17 protein-coding genes are annotated in these 15850 nt (G+C 46.0%); 14 read left to right on the top strand and 3 right to left on the bottom strand.

What is annotated here, in order from left to right; translation table 11 throughout:
• The first annotated feature begins 30 nt into the window (after window positions 1–30).
• The 7 genes from MKY28_RS13600 to MKY28_RS13570 all read left to right on the top strand — a co-directional run bounded on the left by MKY28_RS13600 (window position 31) and on the right by MKY28_RS13570 (window position 6995).
• The gene (locus MKY28_RS13600; RefSeq protein ID WP_340936195.1) at window positions 31–564 is read left to right on the top strand and encodes a hypothetical protein; all 534 of its coding nucleotides are present in this window, start codon (window positions 31–33) and stop codon (window positions 562–564) included.
• A 77-nt stretch (window positions 565–641) separates the two neighbouring features.
• The gene (locus MKY28_RS13595) at window positions 642–1346 is read left to right on the top strand and encodes a response regulator transcription factor (protein WP_083677370.1); all 705 of its coding nucleotides are present in this window, start codon (window positions 642–644) and stop codon (window positions 1344–1346) included.
• Window positions 1343–2383, top strand: a complete 1041-nt coding sequence (locus MKY28_RS13590) for a sensor histidine kinase (protein ID WP_076249627.1) — start codon at window positions 1343–1345, stop codon at window positions 2381–2383. Before MKY28_RS13595 ends, MKY28_RS13590 begins: the two co-directional genes overlap by 4 nt.
• A 34-nt stretch (window positions 2384–2417) precedes the next feature.
• Window positions 2418–3143, top strand: coding sequence for a cytochrome c biogenesis CcdA family protein (locus MKY28_RS13585; RefSeq protein ID WP_253507773.1), 726 nt, complete (start codon window positions 2418–2420; stop codon window positions 3141–3143).
• Between the two features lie 18 nt (window positions 3144–3161).
• Complete coding sequence (locus MKY28_RS13580; protein ID WP_340936194.1) at window positions 3162–3743, top strand: redoxin family protein; 582 nt, start codon at window positions 3162–3164, stop codon at window positions 3741–3743.
• 16 nt (window positions 3744–3759) lie between these two features.
• The gene (gene msrB, locus MKY28_RS13575) at window positions 3760–4848 is read left to right on the top strand and encodes a peptide-methionine (R)-S-oxide reductase MsrB (protein WP_081745905.1); all 1089 of its coding nucleotides are present in this window, start codon (window positions 3760–3762) and stop codon (window positions 4846–4848) included.
• A gap of 236 nt (window positions 4849–5084) precedes the next feature.
• A complete protein-coding gene (locus MKY28_RS13570) occupies window positions 5085–6995 on the top strand; it encodes an AraC family transcriptional regulator (RefSeq protein WP_340936193.1) in 1911 nt (636 codons plus the stop codon).
• A 138-nt stretch (window positions 6996–7133) separates the two neighbouring features.
• Here MKY28_RS13570 and MKY28_RS13565 read toward each other — a convergent pair whose 3' ends face one another.
• Entirely contained in the window at window positions 7134–7805 is a 672-nt protein-coding gene (locus MKY28_RS13565) for a hypothetical protein (RefSeq protein ID WP_340936192.1), read from the bottom strand.
• A gap of 44 nt (window positions 7806–7849) precedes the next feature.
• Window positions 7850–8371 carry a hypothetical protein gene (locus tag MKY28_RS13560; RefSeq protein ID WP_076318667.1) on the bottom strand — a complete coding sequence of 174 codons (522 nt, stop codon included), beginning with the start codon at window positions 8369–8371 and terminating at the stop codon, window positions 7850–7852.
• Between the two features lie 228 nt (window positions 8372–8599).
• Here MKY28_RS13560 and MKY28_RS13555 point away from each other — a divergent pair, with 228 nt between their 5' ends.
• The 5 genes from MKY28_RS13555 (at window position 8600) to MKY28_RS13535 (ending at window position 12628) form a co-directional block, all read left to right on the top strand.
• Entirely contained in the window at window positions 8600–9277 is a 678-nt protein-coding gene (locus MKY28_RS13555; protein WP_036608866.1) for an SOS response-associated peptidase, read from the top strand.
• A gap of 187 nt (window positions 9278–9464) precedes the next feature.
• On the top strand, window positions 9465–10595 hold the full coding sequence (locus MKY28_RS13550) for an NADH-dependent flavin oxidoreductase (RefSeq protein WP_076327800.1): 1131 nt from the start codon (window positions 9465–9467) through the stop codon (window positions 10593–10595).
• Window positions 10596–10732: 137 nt separating this feature from the next.
• The gene (locus MKY28_RS13545) at window positions 10733–11500 is read left to right on the top strand and encodes a DeoR/GlpR family DNA-binding transcription regulator (protein ID WP_340936191.1); all 768 of its coding nucleotides are present in this window, start codon (window positions 10733–10735) and stop codon (window positions 11498–11500) included.
• 20 nt (window positions 11501–11520) lie between these two features.
• Window positions 11521–11979: an OsmC family protein gene (locus MKY28_RS13540; RefSeq protein WP_340936190.1), complete on the top strand. Its 459-nt coding sequence runs from the start codon at window positions 11521–11523 to the stop codon at window positions 11977–11979.
• Between the two features lie 58 nt (window positions 11980–12037).
• Entirely contained in the window at window positions 12038–12628 is a 591-nt protein-coding gene (locus MKY28_RS13535; RefSeq protein WP_074094725.1) for a DUF2062 domain-containing protein, read from the top strand.
• Here MKY28_RS13535 and MKY28_RS13530 read toward each other — a convergent pair.
• A complete protein-coding gene (locus MKY28_RS13530) occupies window positions 12606–13535 on the bottom strand; it encodes an AEC family transporter (RefSeq protein WP_340936188.1) in 930 nt (309 codons plus the stop codon). The genes MKY28_RS13535 and MKY28_RS13530 overlap by 23 nt on opposite strands.
• A 214-nt stretch (window positions 13536–13749) precedes the next feature.
• Here MKY28_RS13530 and MKY28_RS13525 point away from each other — a divergent pair, with 214 nt between their 5' ends.
• Both MKY28_RS13525 and hxlA read left to right on the top strand, forming a co-directional pair.
• Complete coding sequence (locus MKY28_RS13525; protein WP_076318669.1) at window positions 13750–14832, top strand: lactonase family protein; 1083 nt, start codon at window positions 13750–13752, stop codon at window positions 14830–14832.
• A 381-nt stretch (window positions 14833–15213) separates the two neighbouring features.
• Window positions 15214–15846 (top strand): 3-hexulose-6-phosphate synthase, encoded by a 633-nt coding sequence (hxlA, locus tag MKY28_RS13520; protein ID WP_036670570.1) that lies wholly within the window; start codon window positions 15214–15216, stop codon window positions 15844–15846.
• The last annotated feature ends 4 nt before the right edge of the window (window positions 15847–15850 follow it).

The following is a 15850-nucleotide window of genomic DNA, read 5'->3' as shown; positions in this document are numbered from 1 at the left end:
TAAGTAATAAACGAATGGAGAGTGATAAGAATGATGAAAACAAATAAGAGCAAAAAAGCGATGGTAGCAGCGGTATTGATGATGTCTATGGCCTTTTCTGGATTGGCAAGTGCTACAGATATGAAAACGATTAAAAAGGATGGCATGGAGCTTGTTCAATTGAGACAGGCGGCGAAAATGTATGATTACAGCATTATGTGGGACAGCAAGGACAGATCTGTAACTTTGATGTATATGGGCAAAATGGACGACATGAAGATGAAAGACGACACCATGATGGAAGACGACATGAAGATGAAAGACGACACCATGATGAAAGACGACATGAAGATGAATGACGACAAAATGATGGAAGACGACATGATGATGAAAGACGACATGATGATGGAAGAAACGATGATGCCTGCGGGGAAAACGATTAAATTGTGGATTGGATCGAAAAAAATCATGGTAGACGGTATGCAAGTTAACTTGAAATCGATGCCTGTCATCCATGAAGGGAATTCGTATGCGGCTGAGTCTGTAATTAAACAATACATGATGCCAGCCATGGGAATGAAGTAATTTAAGGGCTAAGCATCGCCATCACCATATGATATGATTGGCTCAAATGTATTTTCTGGAATATGGGGTGGGTTCGTTTGAATGAATGTGTACTGGTTGCCGATGATGATACAAATATTACGGACGTTTGTCGCAGGTATCTGGAACGGGAAGGTTATCTTGTCGTGACGGCTAAGGACGGTTTGGAGGCTATTGAGCTGTGGCACAGCCAAACGCCAAGCTTGATTGTGCTCGACCTGATGATGCCACATAAGAATGGTTGGGAAGTTTGCAACGAGATTCGGCAAACTGAGGATGTGCCCATTGTAATGCTGACGGCCCGGGGGGAGGAGCAGGACCGTCTGATGGGACTGACGATGGGGGCGGATGATTATCTGACCAAACCATTCAGTCCGAGAGAACTTGTTTTGCGTGTGAAGGCAATCCTGCGGAGAATGCGAATTGCGCAGGCATCACCTGTTACAACATCTGAATATACGATCAATTATGAAGGGCTTACCATTGATTTTACCAAGCGTGAAGTGCATATCAGCGGGCAGGTAATTGAATTGACCGTTACAGAGTTTGAGATGTTGTATTTGCTGGCAAGTCACCCGGGTCAGGTGTTCTCCCGTAATCAGATGTTAAGCAAGATTTGGGATTTTAGCTATGAGGGAGATACAACAACGGTGACTGTACATGTTCGGAGATTACGAGAGAAGATCGAACAGAATCCTTCTGATCCAAAATATATTAAAACAGTTTGGGGCATAGGATACAAGTTTGCGGGTGGTAGTTCATGAAACTTCGCACATACTTGGTGTTGTCCAGTCTCACGGGCATTGGCGTATTATTAATTTGTTTGTTCATCAGTTATTCCAAAATGCTGCTTACGATCGAACAATTGTATTGGTTATCGGCTATAACGGCAGGGGTAGGCTTGCTTTCGTTTATTCTTCAATATTTGCTGACTAAGCCATTGGAGAAATCAATTGCGCGAATTACACAGCAGACAATACGAATTGCCGAAGGGGATTTCCATACGGAAGTCCCTCTCATCGGTACGCAGGAATTTAAGCTCCTGGCACAGCAATTTAATGAAATGAGTTCCAAGCTGAAGGAAAGCTTTGATCATCTGCATCACTCAGAAACCGCGAGACGAGAGTTGATCGCCAATGTATCCCATGATTTACGAACTCCCTTGGCATCCATTCAGTCATTCGTCGAAGCGTTGGAGGATGATGTCATTAAGGATAAAGAAACCTTTCAACGTTACCTGAACACGATACGACTTGAGACGAAGCGTTTGGGAGGGCTTATTCAAGACTTGTTTGAATTATCCAGCCTGGAAGCGCAAGGGGAGGTATTTGACCCTCAGCCTTGTCACGTTGATGAGTTGCTGCTCAGTACGTTGGAGAGTTTTTCGTTTCATCTCGCCGAGAAAACGCTGAACGTTGAAATCAATTTGCCCGATAAATTACCAGCCGCGGTCATGATGCCTGCACAAATGAAGCGGGTCCTTTCCAATTTGCTGCAAAATGCCATTCAATACTCTCCTGTTGAAGGAAAAATCATTCTGGCTGCCGAAGAAAAGGGGCCGTTTATACGAATTTCAGTTACGGATGAAGGGGAAGGCATTGAAGCGGAGGAGACTTCGCGTATATTTGAACGTTTTTATCGAATTGACAAATCACGTAGCAAGAGTAATGGGGGGGCCGGGCTTGGCCTTGCCATCGCTCAATCGATTGTGGAACTCCATGGTGGCGAGATCGGGGTTCAGAGTACAAAAGGAGAAGGAAGCTGCTTCTGGTTCACGCTTCCGATCTACGTCAGTCGTTAACCTTGATTAATCAAACGTAGTATTTATTCAGGTGGTGAATGACTTGACCAGTGATTTGGTTTTTCTTTTCGGGGTTTTTGGTGCAGGATTGTTATCGTTTTTTGCGCCATGTATTCTGCCGCTGATCCCGGTATACGTGTCTTATCTATCCGGAAGCATGGTCAACGGTACGAATCAGCAGCAGCCTGACACCAATTCGGTTCGGTTGCGGTCCACACTTGTTTTGCGGACATTTTTATTTGTTCTTGGGCTGTCCCTGGTATTTGTTTTACTCGGTTTTGGTTCCGGCATGGTTGGTAATTTGATCTCAAGTCCTGTGTTTATTGCGATTTGCGGAGGCATCGTGGTGCTTTTTGGGATTTATCAAACCGGGTTGATCCGGCTATCCTGGCTGGAACGGGAGAGGAAGCTGTCAAGCAATCAAGCCAAACGGGGAGGGTATGTCGGAGCGTTCCTGTTGGGTCTAACGTTTAGTTTTGGCTGGACGCCTTGTATCGGGCCTGTGCTGGCGGCCATTCTTGGTATCGCCGCAGGAGAAGGCTCTCCACTGTATGGCGGGTTTCTCATGTTCCTGTATACCCTTGGATTGGCGATTCCTTTCCTGATTCTGTCCGTTTTTTCGGAATATGTTATGAAGCGGATACGTCGTTTATACAAGTACATGGGCGTCATCAAAATAACTTCCGGCTGTATTCTTATTGTCATGGGACTATTGTTAATGACAGACCGACTAAACAGCTTGGTGACCTGGTTTCAATAATCATTGGAGGAATTTAGTATGAAGACGGTACGGAAATGGATGGTATCTGTAATCGTATTCGCTGGAGCCCTGTTGATCTTGAGCGCATGTGGATCACAGCAAACAGATACAAAACAAACGGGGTCATCATCAACCCCAGCATCAACATCCGATATGAGTTCGTCAACCATGATGAACAAGGGCGAGACGGCTCCTGAATTTTCATTGCGTGATCTGAAAGGAAACACGGTTGGACTTTCTGATGTTCAAGGCAAGAAAGTGTATGTGAAATACTGGGCTTCCTGGTGTTCCATCTGTCTTGCGGGTTTGGAAGACCTGAACAATTTGGCTGGTCAAAACAATGATTTTCAAGTCATTACGATTGTGACGCCAGACTACAAAGGAGAGAAATCCTCCCAAGCGTTTACCGAATGGTTTGACCAACAGCCGTATGATAACATAACTGTTCTTTTGGATGAGAAAGGTGTATGGGCCAAGAAATTTGGCGTAAGAGCATATCCTAGTTCCTTTTATATTGGCTCTGATGGTATTTTAACGAAATCGCAGCCAGGGCATGCATCCAATGAACAGATCATGGAGTCATTACAAGAGATTTTGTGAGAAAGGAGGAAGTGTCATGAAAAGGACGCTGCTGTGCCTGTGCCTCCTTGTTATAGCGATAGTTGTGTCTGCTTGTGGAAACAGGGCTGAGAGCCATTCAGCTTCATCTTCGATATCCACTAAACCTGTCAAGGCTTCGAGTGTCTCTGAGGAAAACCTGAGTAACCTGTACTTGGCAGGAGGCTGCTTCTGGGGTGTGGAGGCATATATGGCTCGTATTCCAGGGGTTCAGGATGTGACTTCCGGTTATGCCAACGGTGAAGGAAAGAATCCAACATATGAGGATGTTATTCGCGGGGACCAGGGGTTTGCGGAGACTGTTCATGTAAAATATGATCCGCAACAAGTATCTTTGCAGAAATTGCTTGAATCTTATTTTCGAGTTATTGATCCTACCAGCTTGAATAAGCAGGGCAATGATCGTGGAGTTCAGTATCGGACTGGCATATATTATACGTTGCCTGAAGATGCCAAAATCATCGAGCAGGCTGTAGAGGCAGAGCAAGAAAAATATGACCAACCCATTGTAACGGAAGTAATGCCTCTGCAGAATTATTATTTGGCGGAGGAGTACCATCAGGATTATTTGGAAAAAAATCCGAACGGATATTGTCACATTGATATGACTGTTTTGGATGACCTGGAGATTGGAATTGATCCCGCTCAATATCCACGTCCAACAGATGAACAATTAAAGGAACGTTTAACAGACGAACAGTATGCGGTCACGGTAAACAATGATACGGAGCATGCGTTCAGTAACGAATACTGGGATAATGAGGAGCCCGGTCTGTATGTGGATATTGCAACGGGAGAGCCGTTATTCACCAGTCGAGATAAGTATGATTCCGGTTGCGGGTGGCCGAGTTTTACAAAACCGATTGTACCTGAGGTTGTTACCTATACAACGGATACGAGCTTTGGTATGGACCGCACGGAGGTACGAAGCCGGGCAGGTGACATCCACCTCGGGCATGTGTTCGATGATGGTCCCGAAGATCGTGGTGGCAAACGTTACTGCATTAACAGTGCATCGATCCGCTTTATTCCGCTAGACAAGATGGAGGAAGAACGATACGGATATTTACTGTCTTTTGTCGAGTAGAGAAGGGCAACTGACTTTATCAAAACATAATAAGGCCATAATTTTAGAATGGTTGAGATCTCTCTATGAGGGATTTCGACCGTTTTTTATTTTGCGGCATCTAACAAAAACGAAGGTAGGCTTCAAAGATGGTTGCATCATTGTTATAATTGATAATCATTATCAATTATAGGTGGGTTTTTAGTCACAATGCCAAGGTATTGTGTGTGTTTGATCGCTTAGGAGAGGGAGTTTATATGGGAATTCAGAATGACATCAAGCTGTGGGATCAGGTTCAGGTTCGCGTGCTTGATGTGCGTCTTATATCACTCGCAACACACGAGTTCATACGCAATTATGTGTTACCGACGAGTGCATTTGTGTATGTTCAAGGCAGGGGGCAGGTCTGGCTTGATGAAGAGGTATGGACTACAAACCAGTTCTTGTTGCTGCATGGGGGAAAAGGAAGACGTCTGACACTTGAAGCGACAGGGGTTATGGAGGTACATCTGATTTTGTACAAATCAACCTTGCCCTCCAATGTGCTTGTGGAGTACCGAATGATGTTGAACCAGCGTAATCCGTTTGAAGAGTCCTGGGCGACAGTGCCGGATCATACACTTGAGCTGCGTGAGCTTGTGCGGAATATACATGAATGCTGGTCAGGGCAGGAGCGAGTGGGCAAAATTCAGGTCAAAGTGTATTTTTTTCAACTGGTACAGCTTGTCTTGTTACAGCGGAGTCGCATGTCTAACGAAGTTCAACAGCCTTCGCTTACCGATCAGGTTTTGCGATATATCAAAGCTCATTACCGGGAATCCATCTCACTTGATTCGCTTGCCCAGTCCTTGAGTTACAGTCCGCAATATTTATCACGCAAATTCAAGGAACAGACGGGATGTACACCGACAGAATATGTGATTCGGTTACGAATGGGTGAGGCAAGGAGTCTGCTTGCGTCCACAGAAGCTTCATTACAGGAGATTGCTGCGTATGTGGGTTATATGGACCCGTTTTATTTCAATCGTATATTCAAAAAAGAGATCGGTATAACACCAGGGCAATATCGGTTGAAGCAGCAGGAAAACTCGAAATCAGTTTCAAAAAGTACATTAAATGCAACAAATGAATCCATTGTAACAGGAGGGGATGAACGGTATCCTTTAATTGATGATGATAATCATTATCAATATAAGGGAGATGAGGAAATCAACATGTTTAACCATTTTAAATCAGCGATTATGTCGCTTGCGCTTGTACTCACATTGAGTGCTTGTGGAACAGCCCAGCAGGGGGCAGAAACATCCGAAGTTGCGGCTGAACCCGAACAACCGGCAGTCGTGGAGACCCAAATGGTAAATACGACCTTTGGTGAGGTAGAGATTCCTGCACATCCCGAGCGAGTTGCTGCCATAGATTATCTGGGAACGGTGCTTGCTCTTGGTGTCAAACCGATTGGTGGAGGCCAATTTCTAATGAACAGTCCTTATCTGGAAGGTCACATGGATGGTCTTGAAACGATAGGGGATTCCGTTGAACAATTGATGGAGCTGGAACCTGATCTCATTATTACATTGAATCCGGACAAGGCGGCTTATGAGAAATATAGCAAGATTGCTCCGACCGTTTCGATCGCATCCATCACTTTTCCGACACTCAAGGACGAAGTGAACTATTTCGGTAAAGTCCTTGGCAAAGAAGCGGAAGCAGAGAAGTGGCTGGCTGATTTTGATGAGGAGATTGCCAAAATCAAGCAGGAGGTGCAGAGTGTTGTTCCAGCTGATGCTACATTCTCCGTTATGCAGGAATATGATCGCCAAGTCTTCATTTTTGGCAATCAGTCGGGCCGGGGAGGGCGTAACATCTACGAATTGCTTGGTTTGCAAGCACCAAAGAACATTCCATCCGAGTTGATGCAGGGCGCCTATCATGAATTCTCCATAGAACTGCTCTCCAAATACGCTGGAGATTACATTGTGCTGACCAGCAAGTCTCAGTTGAAAGACCTTCAGGCAGATCCGATCTGGGGTTCATTGCCTGCTATCAAAAATGGAAAAGTGTACATATGGACGGAAGAACAATCCTGGTTCCGTGACCCTATTGCCTTGTTGAAACAGACACAGGATCTGGCTGAATGGATTATTGGACTTAATACACCGTCTAAATAAGGAACTTCAAAAAACCGTGCCGCCCAGTTTGCTGAGCAGCACGGTTTTTCATATTCTTATGTAGGACTGAACAGTAGAGGGGATTAGCTGCCTGTACGGAGATGAAATAACAGTGTGGTGTGATTACCGTATAAGAGTTTATTCGGTCTTTTGTTCGTTCTGAATTTCTTGCAGATCCTCCAGTTGCAGTGTGAGGTCATTCTCGGGGTTTGCGCTCACAATGACTTCTGACTGTGATTGTTGCTGACCTGGCTGATTCGACTTGGCGGCAGGTTTGATCACGTAGAGACTTTGAACGGAGTTGAGCAGGCTGGCAGGGGTGTCTTCATACGTTTCCAGGAAGAGTACATAGTCTTTGGTAGGAATCAGCTTGAGGTTGTCATCATTAATAATCTCGGTGTTGCCAAGTTGTCCGCCAAGTTGCTTCACTTCAAGTTTTTCCCCGGCAGTGTAACCGCCCTTATAGGATTCAGCGACCTGAATCGTGTGGATCGTATAGATTTTGTCAAAAGAAGCTGGCTCTCCGCCCAGATCGGACGAGGGGTTTAACTCGTTTTCATTGGCAGCATCAGTAACTTGTACAATATCGTTTAAAGCTTCCACACGAGTCTCAACAACACTACCTTTTACAATGGTATTTGCTCTCTCGGACAGGTCGCCAATGCTGCCATAACTCGGGTAATCTTCAGAAGCAATAATGGTCATGGGTGCATCGGATGGGGACGCGGTAGGTGTAACAGAAGAACATCCAACAGCAGATAAAATGAAAATGGAAGAGAGAAGCAGCGTTAATACTCGATTTTTGTTCATGGACAGGAATCCTCCTTGGATTTTTGGGATAAGTTCGTAGTGGATTAGTACTTGGATTTTACGTTATTGATATCAAAAGTTTGGGGTTGGGTCATGGAATTGCGGTTACGGGAGTAAGACATAATGGAAGGACTACTTGTTGTCGGGTTGTCACCGAGCCAGATGGAGTGTCCGAGTTCGTGGACAAATACGCTTTGAATGAAGTTGGATAAGTTGGTCGCGTCAGGGGTGATTGTGGATGCATTGAGTTCGATGCGGAAGCTTACGACTTGACTGCCGGATACGGAGGCGTAGTTGACACCATATGCTGTATTATTGAAGTTTCCTGCGGTGATGGTGTTTGGAGAGTTACTTGTTTTGGTGAATTTAACTTTGGCACCTGCATTGTTCCAGTTGGTAAGGGAAGTGTCCATGGGAGTCTGCCATGCGGCGGCGTAATTATACGTACGAATGGGGATGGTGGTGCTGGGATAACCGTAGGTCAGAAAGGTTGCCGCATAGATGGTACTGCCAAACATCGCAATCGCTGAGAACAACATGATGCTCATCAAAAACTTCCTTTTCATACTTAAAACCTCCAATAAATGTATTTTATTCTCTATTATAGTAACAAGTAATATTGGAGTTGAAATGAGTCCGAGGTCGTTGTTTTTGTCGTGAAAAACATGAAATATATCTTGATCCGACCCTAATGGTGTCAAAATAAGTCATTTCCTGTTCAATGTTCATGAATAATTTCCCTAAAATTACAAACAATACGTTCAACTTCTCATAGGGAAAGGTAGTGCTTGAACATGTGCAACCGTTTTTCATTGGCAGCCGATTTGGACGATGTCAGAGATCATTTCAAGATTCAGCGAGTGATGTATTATTACAAAAACCGATACAATATCAGTCCAACCCAGCATACGCCGATTATTTTGCATCAGGATGGTGAGCGTGTACTGGATGAGTTCCGGTGGGGGTTCATTCCATTCTGGGGGCGTGATGCCGTTAACGCAAACCTCATGACGGTGCATGAGAATCCTTCCTATTACAAACTGGTAGAGACCAAGCGCTGCGTTATTCCCTGCAATGGATTATATTACTGGCGGCAAGAGGGCAAAAAAAGTTATGCGGTTCGTGTTGTTATGCCGGATCGTGGCCTGTTTGGGATTGCTGGGTTATATGAGGTGTGGAGAGATACACGGAAAGAGCCGCTTCGTACCTGCACGATGCTTATGACAGGCGCAAATATGGTTACACGCGAGTTTGGCAGTAAAATGCCAGCGATCCTTTCCGAAGAAGAGATCAACACCTGGCTTGACCCGGCAAATACACGGGTGACTCAGTTGTTACCGCTATTGAAATCGTATAACAGTACAGAGATGAATCTGTATCCAGTAACCCCAATGGTCGCCAACGATGAACACGATTGTTACGAATGCGTAGAAGAGATGGATCAGAAGCTGGCTTACGTTCGGAGTTTCTGAGTATCTTTTGGAAGATGTGAAGAAAAGGAAGAGGGCTGAGAGTCTGGAGACACTCTGCTCTTTTTTTCCTTTCTGAAAATGAAAAGTTGCAATTGCAGTGAAACGTAACTATAATCATTACAGTAAGTGAACGCATATATTCATATATCTATTAAAAGAGATATTTATAACCAGGAGGGAACCACGAATGAATCCAAAGTTTAACCAGATGTTTGAACAAGTTTCACTACCGACTGGCATTACACTGAAAAACCGTATCGTGCTCGCTCCCATGACTCATATGTCCTCGAATGCTGATGGTACGATATCCGACGCTGAACTTGCTTATTATGCACGTCGCACCGGTGGTGCGGGCATGTCAATTACGGCTGTAGGGCATGTAACAGAGACAGGCATTGGTTTCCCGGCTCAATTTGGCGTATATGACGACCGCTTCATTCCTGGTCTGAAAAAACTGGCTGATACCATGAAACAACAGGGCTCCGTAGCTGTATTGCAAATTTTCCATGCGGGCCGTCTGACGCCTGAACAAGCTGTACCTGCGGGTCAAGTAGTTGCTCCTAGTGCGGTTGCAAGTGAGCGTCCGGGCTCTCCTGAACCAAGAGAGTTGACGGATGCCGAGATTACTTCGATTATCAAAGACTTTGGTGAAGCGACACGTCGTGCAATCGAAGCCGGCTTTGATGGTGTTGAGATTCACGGTGCTAATGGTTATCTGATCCAGCAATTCTTCTCCCCGCATTCCAACCGACGTGAAGACCGTTGGGGTGGTAGTGTCGAGAAACGTCTGACATTCCCACTTGCTGTAGTGGATGAGATTCAGAAAGTAGTTGCCGAACATACCAAACTGCCGTTCATCATTGGTTACCGTTTCTCTCCGGAAGAACCGGAAACACCGGGACTCACAATGGAAGATACGTACCTACTAGTGGATGCGCTGAAGGATAAAAACTTGGATTACCTTCATGTCTCTGTGAACGAGTTCTGGTCCAAGCCAAGACGTGGCGAAGCAGATACACGTTCGAGAATGGAATTCATCCTGGATCGTGTGAACGGCAAATTGCCTGTAATCGGCGTAGGTTCAATTCATACGGCTGATCAGGCCGCTGAGGCGCTCCAAACGGGAGTACCTCTGCTAGCCATTGGACGTGAACTGATTATCGAACCGGATTGGGTCGAGAAAATCGAGAGCGGACGTGAAGAAGATATCGAGACGATTCTGACCAAATCCGATCAGGAACGTCTGGTTATCCCTGACGGGTTGTGGAATGCAATCATCCACACACCGGGCTGGTTCCCTATGGCAGAAGATAAATAAGATACACTTCAGAACTGGAATGGAGGGGGCGAAAGCTCCCTCTTTTTGCACATGGTCCAAATTCTCCTTGTCATCGCTCTGTGGTATGATGGATGAACAGGATCAACTGGATAATCAACGGTTTGGAGTGAAGGAATATGCTCGTAGCTGAACGGTATGAGAAAATAGTGGAATGGGTGGATACGCAAGGCAGCATGCGTGTGACCGAACTTAGTGAGCGCTGCGGGGTGACGGAAGAGACGATTCGTCGTGATCTGGATAAGCTCGAACAGGCGGGCAGGCTCAGACGGTCCCATGGCGGGGCGGTCAGCGTAAAATACAAGGATGAATTACAGTCGGAGATTCCGTATCCCGAACGGGCTGTAGCCCATGCAGAAGAGAAACGCAGAATTGCAATCGAAGCGGTGAAAATGGTGGAATCCGGCGACCGGATCGCCTTGGATGCAAGTACAACGGCGTGGTATATGGCGGCAGGATTGCCAAACATTCCACTGACGGTATTAACCAACTCGATTAAGGTCGCCGCTGAGCTGAGTAACAAGGAACAGATTCGTGTGATTGCCACAGGTGGGCAACTGGCTTCGAAGTCATTGTCTTTTGTAGGACCGCTGGCGGAACGTTCGCTTGATGCCTATCATGTGGATAAAGTATTCCTGTCTTGCAAAGGAGTGCATCTGACCAAAGGCATCAGTGAATCCAATGAATTACAGGCCTTGGTGAAGCAAAAGATGATCCATATTGCGGATGAGGTCATTTTACTTGCAGATTCCAGCAAGTTTAACATACAGGCTTTTACCAGAGTTGCTGAGATGAACAGTGTGGGCAAAGTGATTACAGATCAGGGTGTAGATGAAGAGCACGTTAGCGCATTGATCGAGCAGAATATTACGTGTATACGTGTGTAAACAAGAAGGGAATGAATGTCATGAAACATCCTTTTCATCTGAAAGCGGTATGGAATGGTGGGCGTAACAGTGAGGGAACAATCGATGCAGGTGGATTAAAAACGGTCATATCGATTCCGCAGGAGATGGGCGGACCCGGTACGGGAACTAACCCGGACGAGATGCTGCTGGGTGCAGCCTCCACCTGTTACCTGATCACGCTGGCAGCGATGCTGGAGCGTTCGGACATTACACCAGATGAATTGACGCTTGAATCGGAAGCAACGGTAGATGTTACAAATAACGTATTTACGTACGAACGGATCGTACATAGACCCCGGATTGTACTCAGCCAAGATGCTTCGGAAGCGGATCTGACCAAGGCTGAGCGCCTGGCGCATAAGGCTGAATCCTCCTGTATGATCTCCCGAGCGGTGGCAGGTAATGTCCAGATGGAGACACAACCGGTCATTGTTACTACAGCTGCTAACGCGGTGTGATATACTGAAGAATAGACGATTCAAGTTGTCATTTGTGTAAAATAAGGAGTAATTCGGTATGAACACACAGAAGCGCAAGACTAACCGCTGGGTACGTTTAACACGTGTTATGAAGCTGAATTTTCTCAAATTGTTACGTGCTCCCGGAGGTGCCCATAAAGTATCTACCGGATTTGCCATAGGGTTTGGACTGGAACTGATCGTGATCTCGACGGCTTCCCTGATATATCTCGTATTTTATCCGATTGTGCGACTGTCTGGGGGTTCGGTGCCAGCAGCCATTGTTGGTAATGTGATCGGGAAACTTACGTTTTTACCTATTATCCTGATGCCGCTCGCGAAACAAATTGGCTCATGGATATTGCCTGCGCACAGCATGGGACAGGGACCGGTACATGAGAGTGCATTCATGGAGCTGTTTCGCGGGAACTGGTCGGCCGTGAGTGAATTGTTGCTTGGTGGACTGGATATCCTGGCAGGCATGTCCGTATTTGGTGTCATTCTGGGTGTGATTTCGTACTTTGTCGTAAAATTCTTCTACGTCAGAGCGCTCAACCGGCGTTATGAACGCCGGCTGGAGAAACGCCGACAAGCGGATATCGCTTCGGTATCACCTCCGGTATTAATCAGGAAGCCATCACAATCATAATGGGTAGCATCAACATGGATGCAGCTGTGGTCCACAGAATGCAGCGGGATACAAACTGCGGAGAAGCATTGAACTGTTCAGCCAAAATAACAGCGTTCACTGCGGTCGGCATCGATGCGAGGATCAGCAGTACACTGAACAACGTGCCTTCGACCTGAAGCGCGGTCAGTATCAGCCAGGACAGGATTGGCGCAGCTGCGAGACGGACCACAAGTCCGGTCCAGAAGGCTCGGCGTACATTGGGCAGCCAAGGTGCCGTTGCACCTTTGGGTCTGAGCATCTGTGCTCCCAGAATGGCGAGAACGACAGGCGAGTAGCCCGCAGCCAGCATGGAGATGCCTCCATCGAGTGCGTCAGGCAGGCTCAGATTGGACGCACGCAGCGCAATGGCGATGCCAGCAGCATAGATGGATGGCATGCGGAAAACGGACAGGATCGCATCTTTCACCGTGAATTCGGATCGCGCGGCAAAAAAGATACCTACTGTATTAACAATTATCATCTGTCCAATGACGTAGACGGAAGCCTTGTCCAGTCCAAGTTGACCAAAGGCAAGCAGTACAAGCGGGAGCCCGTAATTCACGCAGTTTGTAAACGTGGAGACGAGGGTGAGACCCGCTTTTTCGCTTGCACCCAGACGGAAAATCCGGCTTAACAGCTCGGCGAGTGCCCACAGAGCAATCAGATTAATAATAGAGAACCAGAACGTGCTGGTGACGTCCGTCCAGGTAATCTCGGCATGCAGCAATGTATTGAAGATGAGCGCAGGGCTCAAAATATAAAGGGAAAAGGTCGAGAGCGACCGGGTATCCCAATTCTTGAAGCGTTTTAACAGAATACCTCCGATCACGGGAAGTGATATCGGCAGGAACACATGATATAACGTGAGTAAAAATGAGTGAAGCAATGCAACTCAGTCCCTTCTGGATGAAAAACCTATCTTATCATAGCAGAAGATGCACCTCATATGAATGGATTTCAGTATGATGATGTGTAGTAATCGCCTTGCTTAACTAAGGATTTCCCTGATGTGCAGCGACAGCGGATTGCTATTTTGATATGGCAGATTTATTATAGAAGAGGTGCAACAAGATTACATACACATAGAGGAGGAAACTGTAATGAGTGAATCAAAACGCTTGCTCGTACTTGCTGGCTCTTACGCCGAAGCGGAAAATGAGGGCATTTATGCATATGAATTGAATGAGGATACAGGCAGCTTGTCCAAGCTTGACGGCATCGCTGGTGTGAAAAACCCAACGTTTGTCAACGTGGATGCTGAAGGTAACAAACTGTATGCGATTGGTGAAACAGCGTCAGCTGAAGGCAACAAAATGTCTGAAGCTGTAGCTCTGAGCATTGATCCTTCTACAGGAAAATTAACGTTGCTGAACCGGAATGACTCCATTTCAGCTCCACCATGTCATATCCAGCGCGATCCTTCCGGCAAATACTTGATCCTCTCCAGCTACCACGGTGGTCTGGTAGGTCTGCAAGCCTTGACGGATAACGGTGAAGTTGGAGCGCTTCTGGACGAGAAGAAACATGAAGGACAAGGTGCGCATCCTGAACGTCAGGACAAGCCACATGTTCACTCCGCATTTTTCAGCCCGGATGGTAAATACATGATGGTACAGGATCTGGGCGCAGATAACATCGCGATCTATTCCATTGATGCAGACAAAAATGAACTTGTGCTGCACAGTGAAACCAAAACACATCCGGGAGCAGGCCCACGTCACTTGGCATTCCACCCGAATGGTGAATTCGCTTATGTTATCAATGAAGTGGATTCTTCCATTACTTCGTTCAAATATGATGCAGCAGCGGGTACGTTGACTGAATTGTCTACAGTGTCCACACTGCCTGATGGATATGATGGCAAAGAGAATACAACAGCCGAAATCACGGTATCCAATGATGGGCGTTATGTATATGGTTCTAACCGTGGACATGACAGCATCGTTGTATTTGCAGTAGATGCAGACAAAGGTCACCTGACACTGGTTGAGCATGTATCTGCAGAAGGTGAGCACCCGCGTCACTTTGCGCTGACACCTAACGGCAAATTGCTGATCGCAGCTAACCGCGATACGAACAACCTCGTGACATTCACGGTGGATCAGGAGAGCGGACGTCTGAAATACACTGGTCACAGCACAGGTGTATCCAAGCCGGTATGCGTGAAACCTGTATATCTGTAAAATGATAAATTTCTAAACCAGCTTTGGCTGGATTGAAAATGAAACGATAAAGATAAAGACCCTGCCATGTGGCGGGGTCTTTTATATTGAATATATAATTGGATGATTAGGCTGCTGTTCTGCTGTAAGCATGTGGATTGGAATAGAGGATTAATTCTATATTTGATTCACCTAACAACGAATAATTATCAATAGTATCCCCCAAGTAACTACCCCACTTCAAAGTGCGTACTTCCTGAATGGATAGTCAGGGTCTACAATGAGTGAGTAGCCAAAACAAACACTGCATGCATCTGAACAGACCAATTGGTGCAGGCTAAATATCTGATTATTATTTTTACAGGAACGAATCATACTTGAACAACAAAGGAGAAATAAATGATGAAATTGCAATTGGCGCTTGACTTGGTAAATATCCCTGAAGGTATCGCATTGGTTAAAGAGGTTGAACAATATATTGATATCGTTGAGATTGGTACTCCAATCGTTATTAATGAAGGTTTGCACGCGGTAAAAGCGATGAAAGAAGCATTCCCTAATCTGCAAGTTCTTGCAGACCTTAAAATCATGGACGCTGGTGGTTATGAAATCATGAAAGCAGCTGAAGCTGGTGCGGATCTAATCACTGTGCTTGGGGCAACCAATGACAGCACGATCAAAGGTGCAGTAGCAGAAGCGAAGAAACAAAACAAACAAGTTCTTGTGGACATGATCAACGTGCCTAACCTGGAACAACGTGCTCGTGAAATTGATGCGCTTGGCGTAGATTACATCTGTGTACACACAGGTTATGACCTGCAAGCTGAAGGACAAAGCCCGTTCGAAGATCTGCAAACGATCAAAGCAGCTGTGAAAAACGCTAAAACGGCTGTCGCTGGTGGAATCAAGCTGGAAACATTGCCAGAAGTAATCAAAGCACAACCGGATCTGGTTATTGTAGGCGGCGGTATCACAGGACAAGCAGACAAAGCGGCAGTTGCAGCTGAAATGCAACGTCTCGTTAAACAAGGGTAAGAAG

The organism is Paenibacillus sp. FSL R5-0473, assembly GCF_038004565.1.
GTDB lineage: Bacteria > Bacillota > Bacilli > Paenibacillales > Paenibacillaceae > Paenibacillus > Paenibacillus amylolyticus.
Note: the sequence above shows the minus strand (reverse complement) of the source record. Positions and strands in the feature narration are given on the sequence as shown.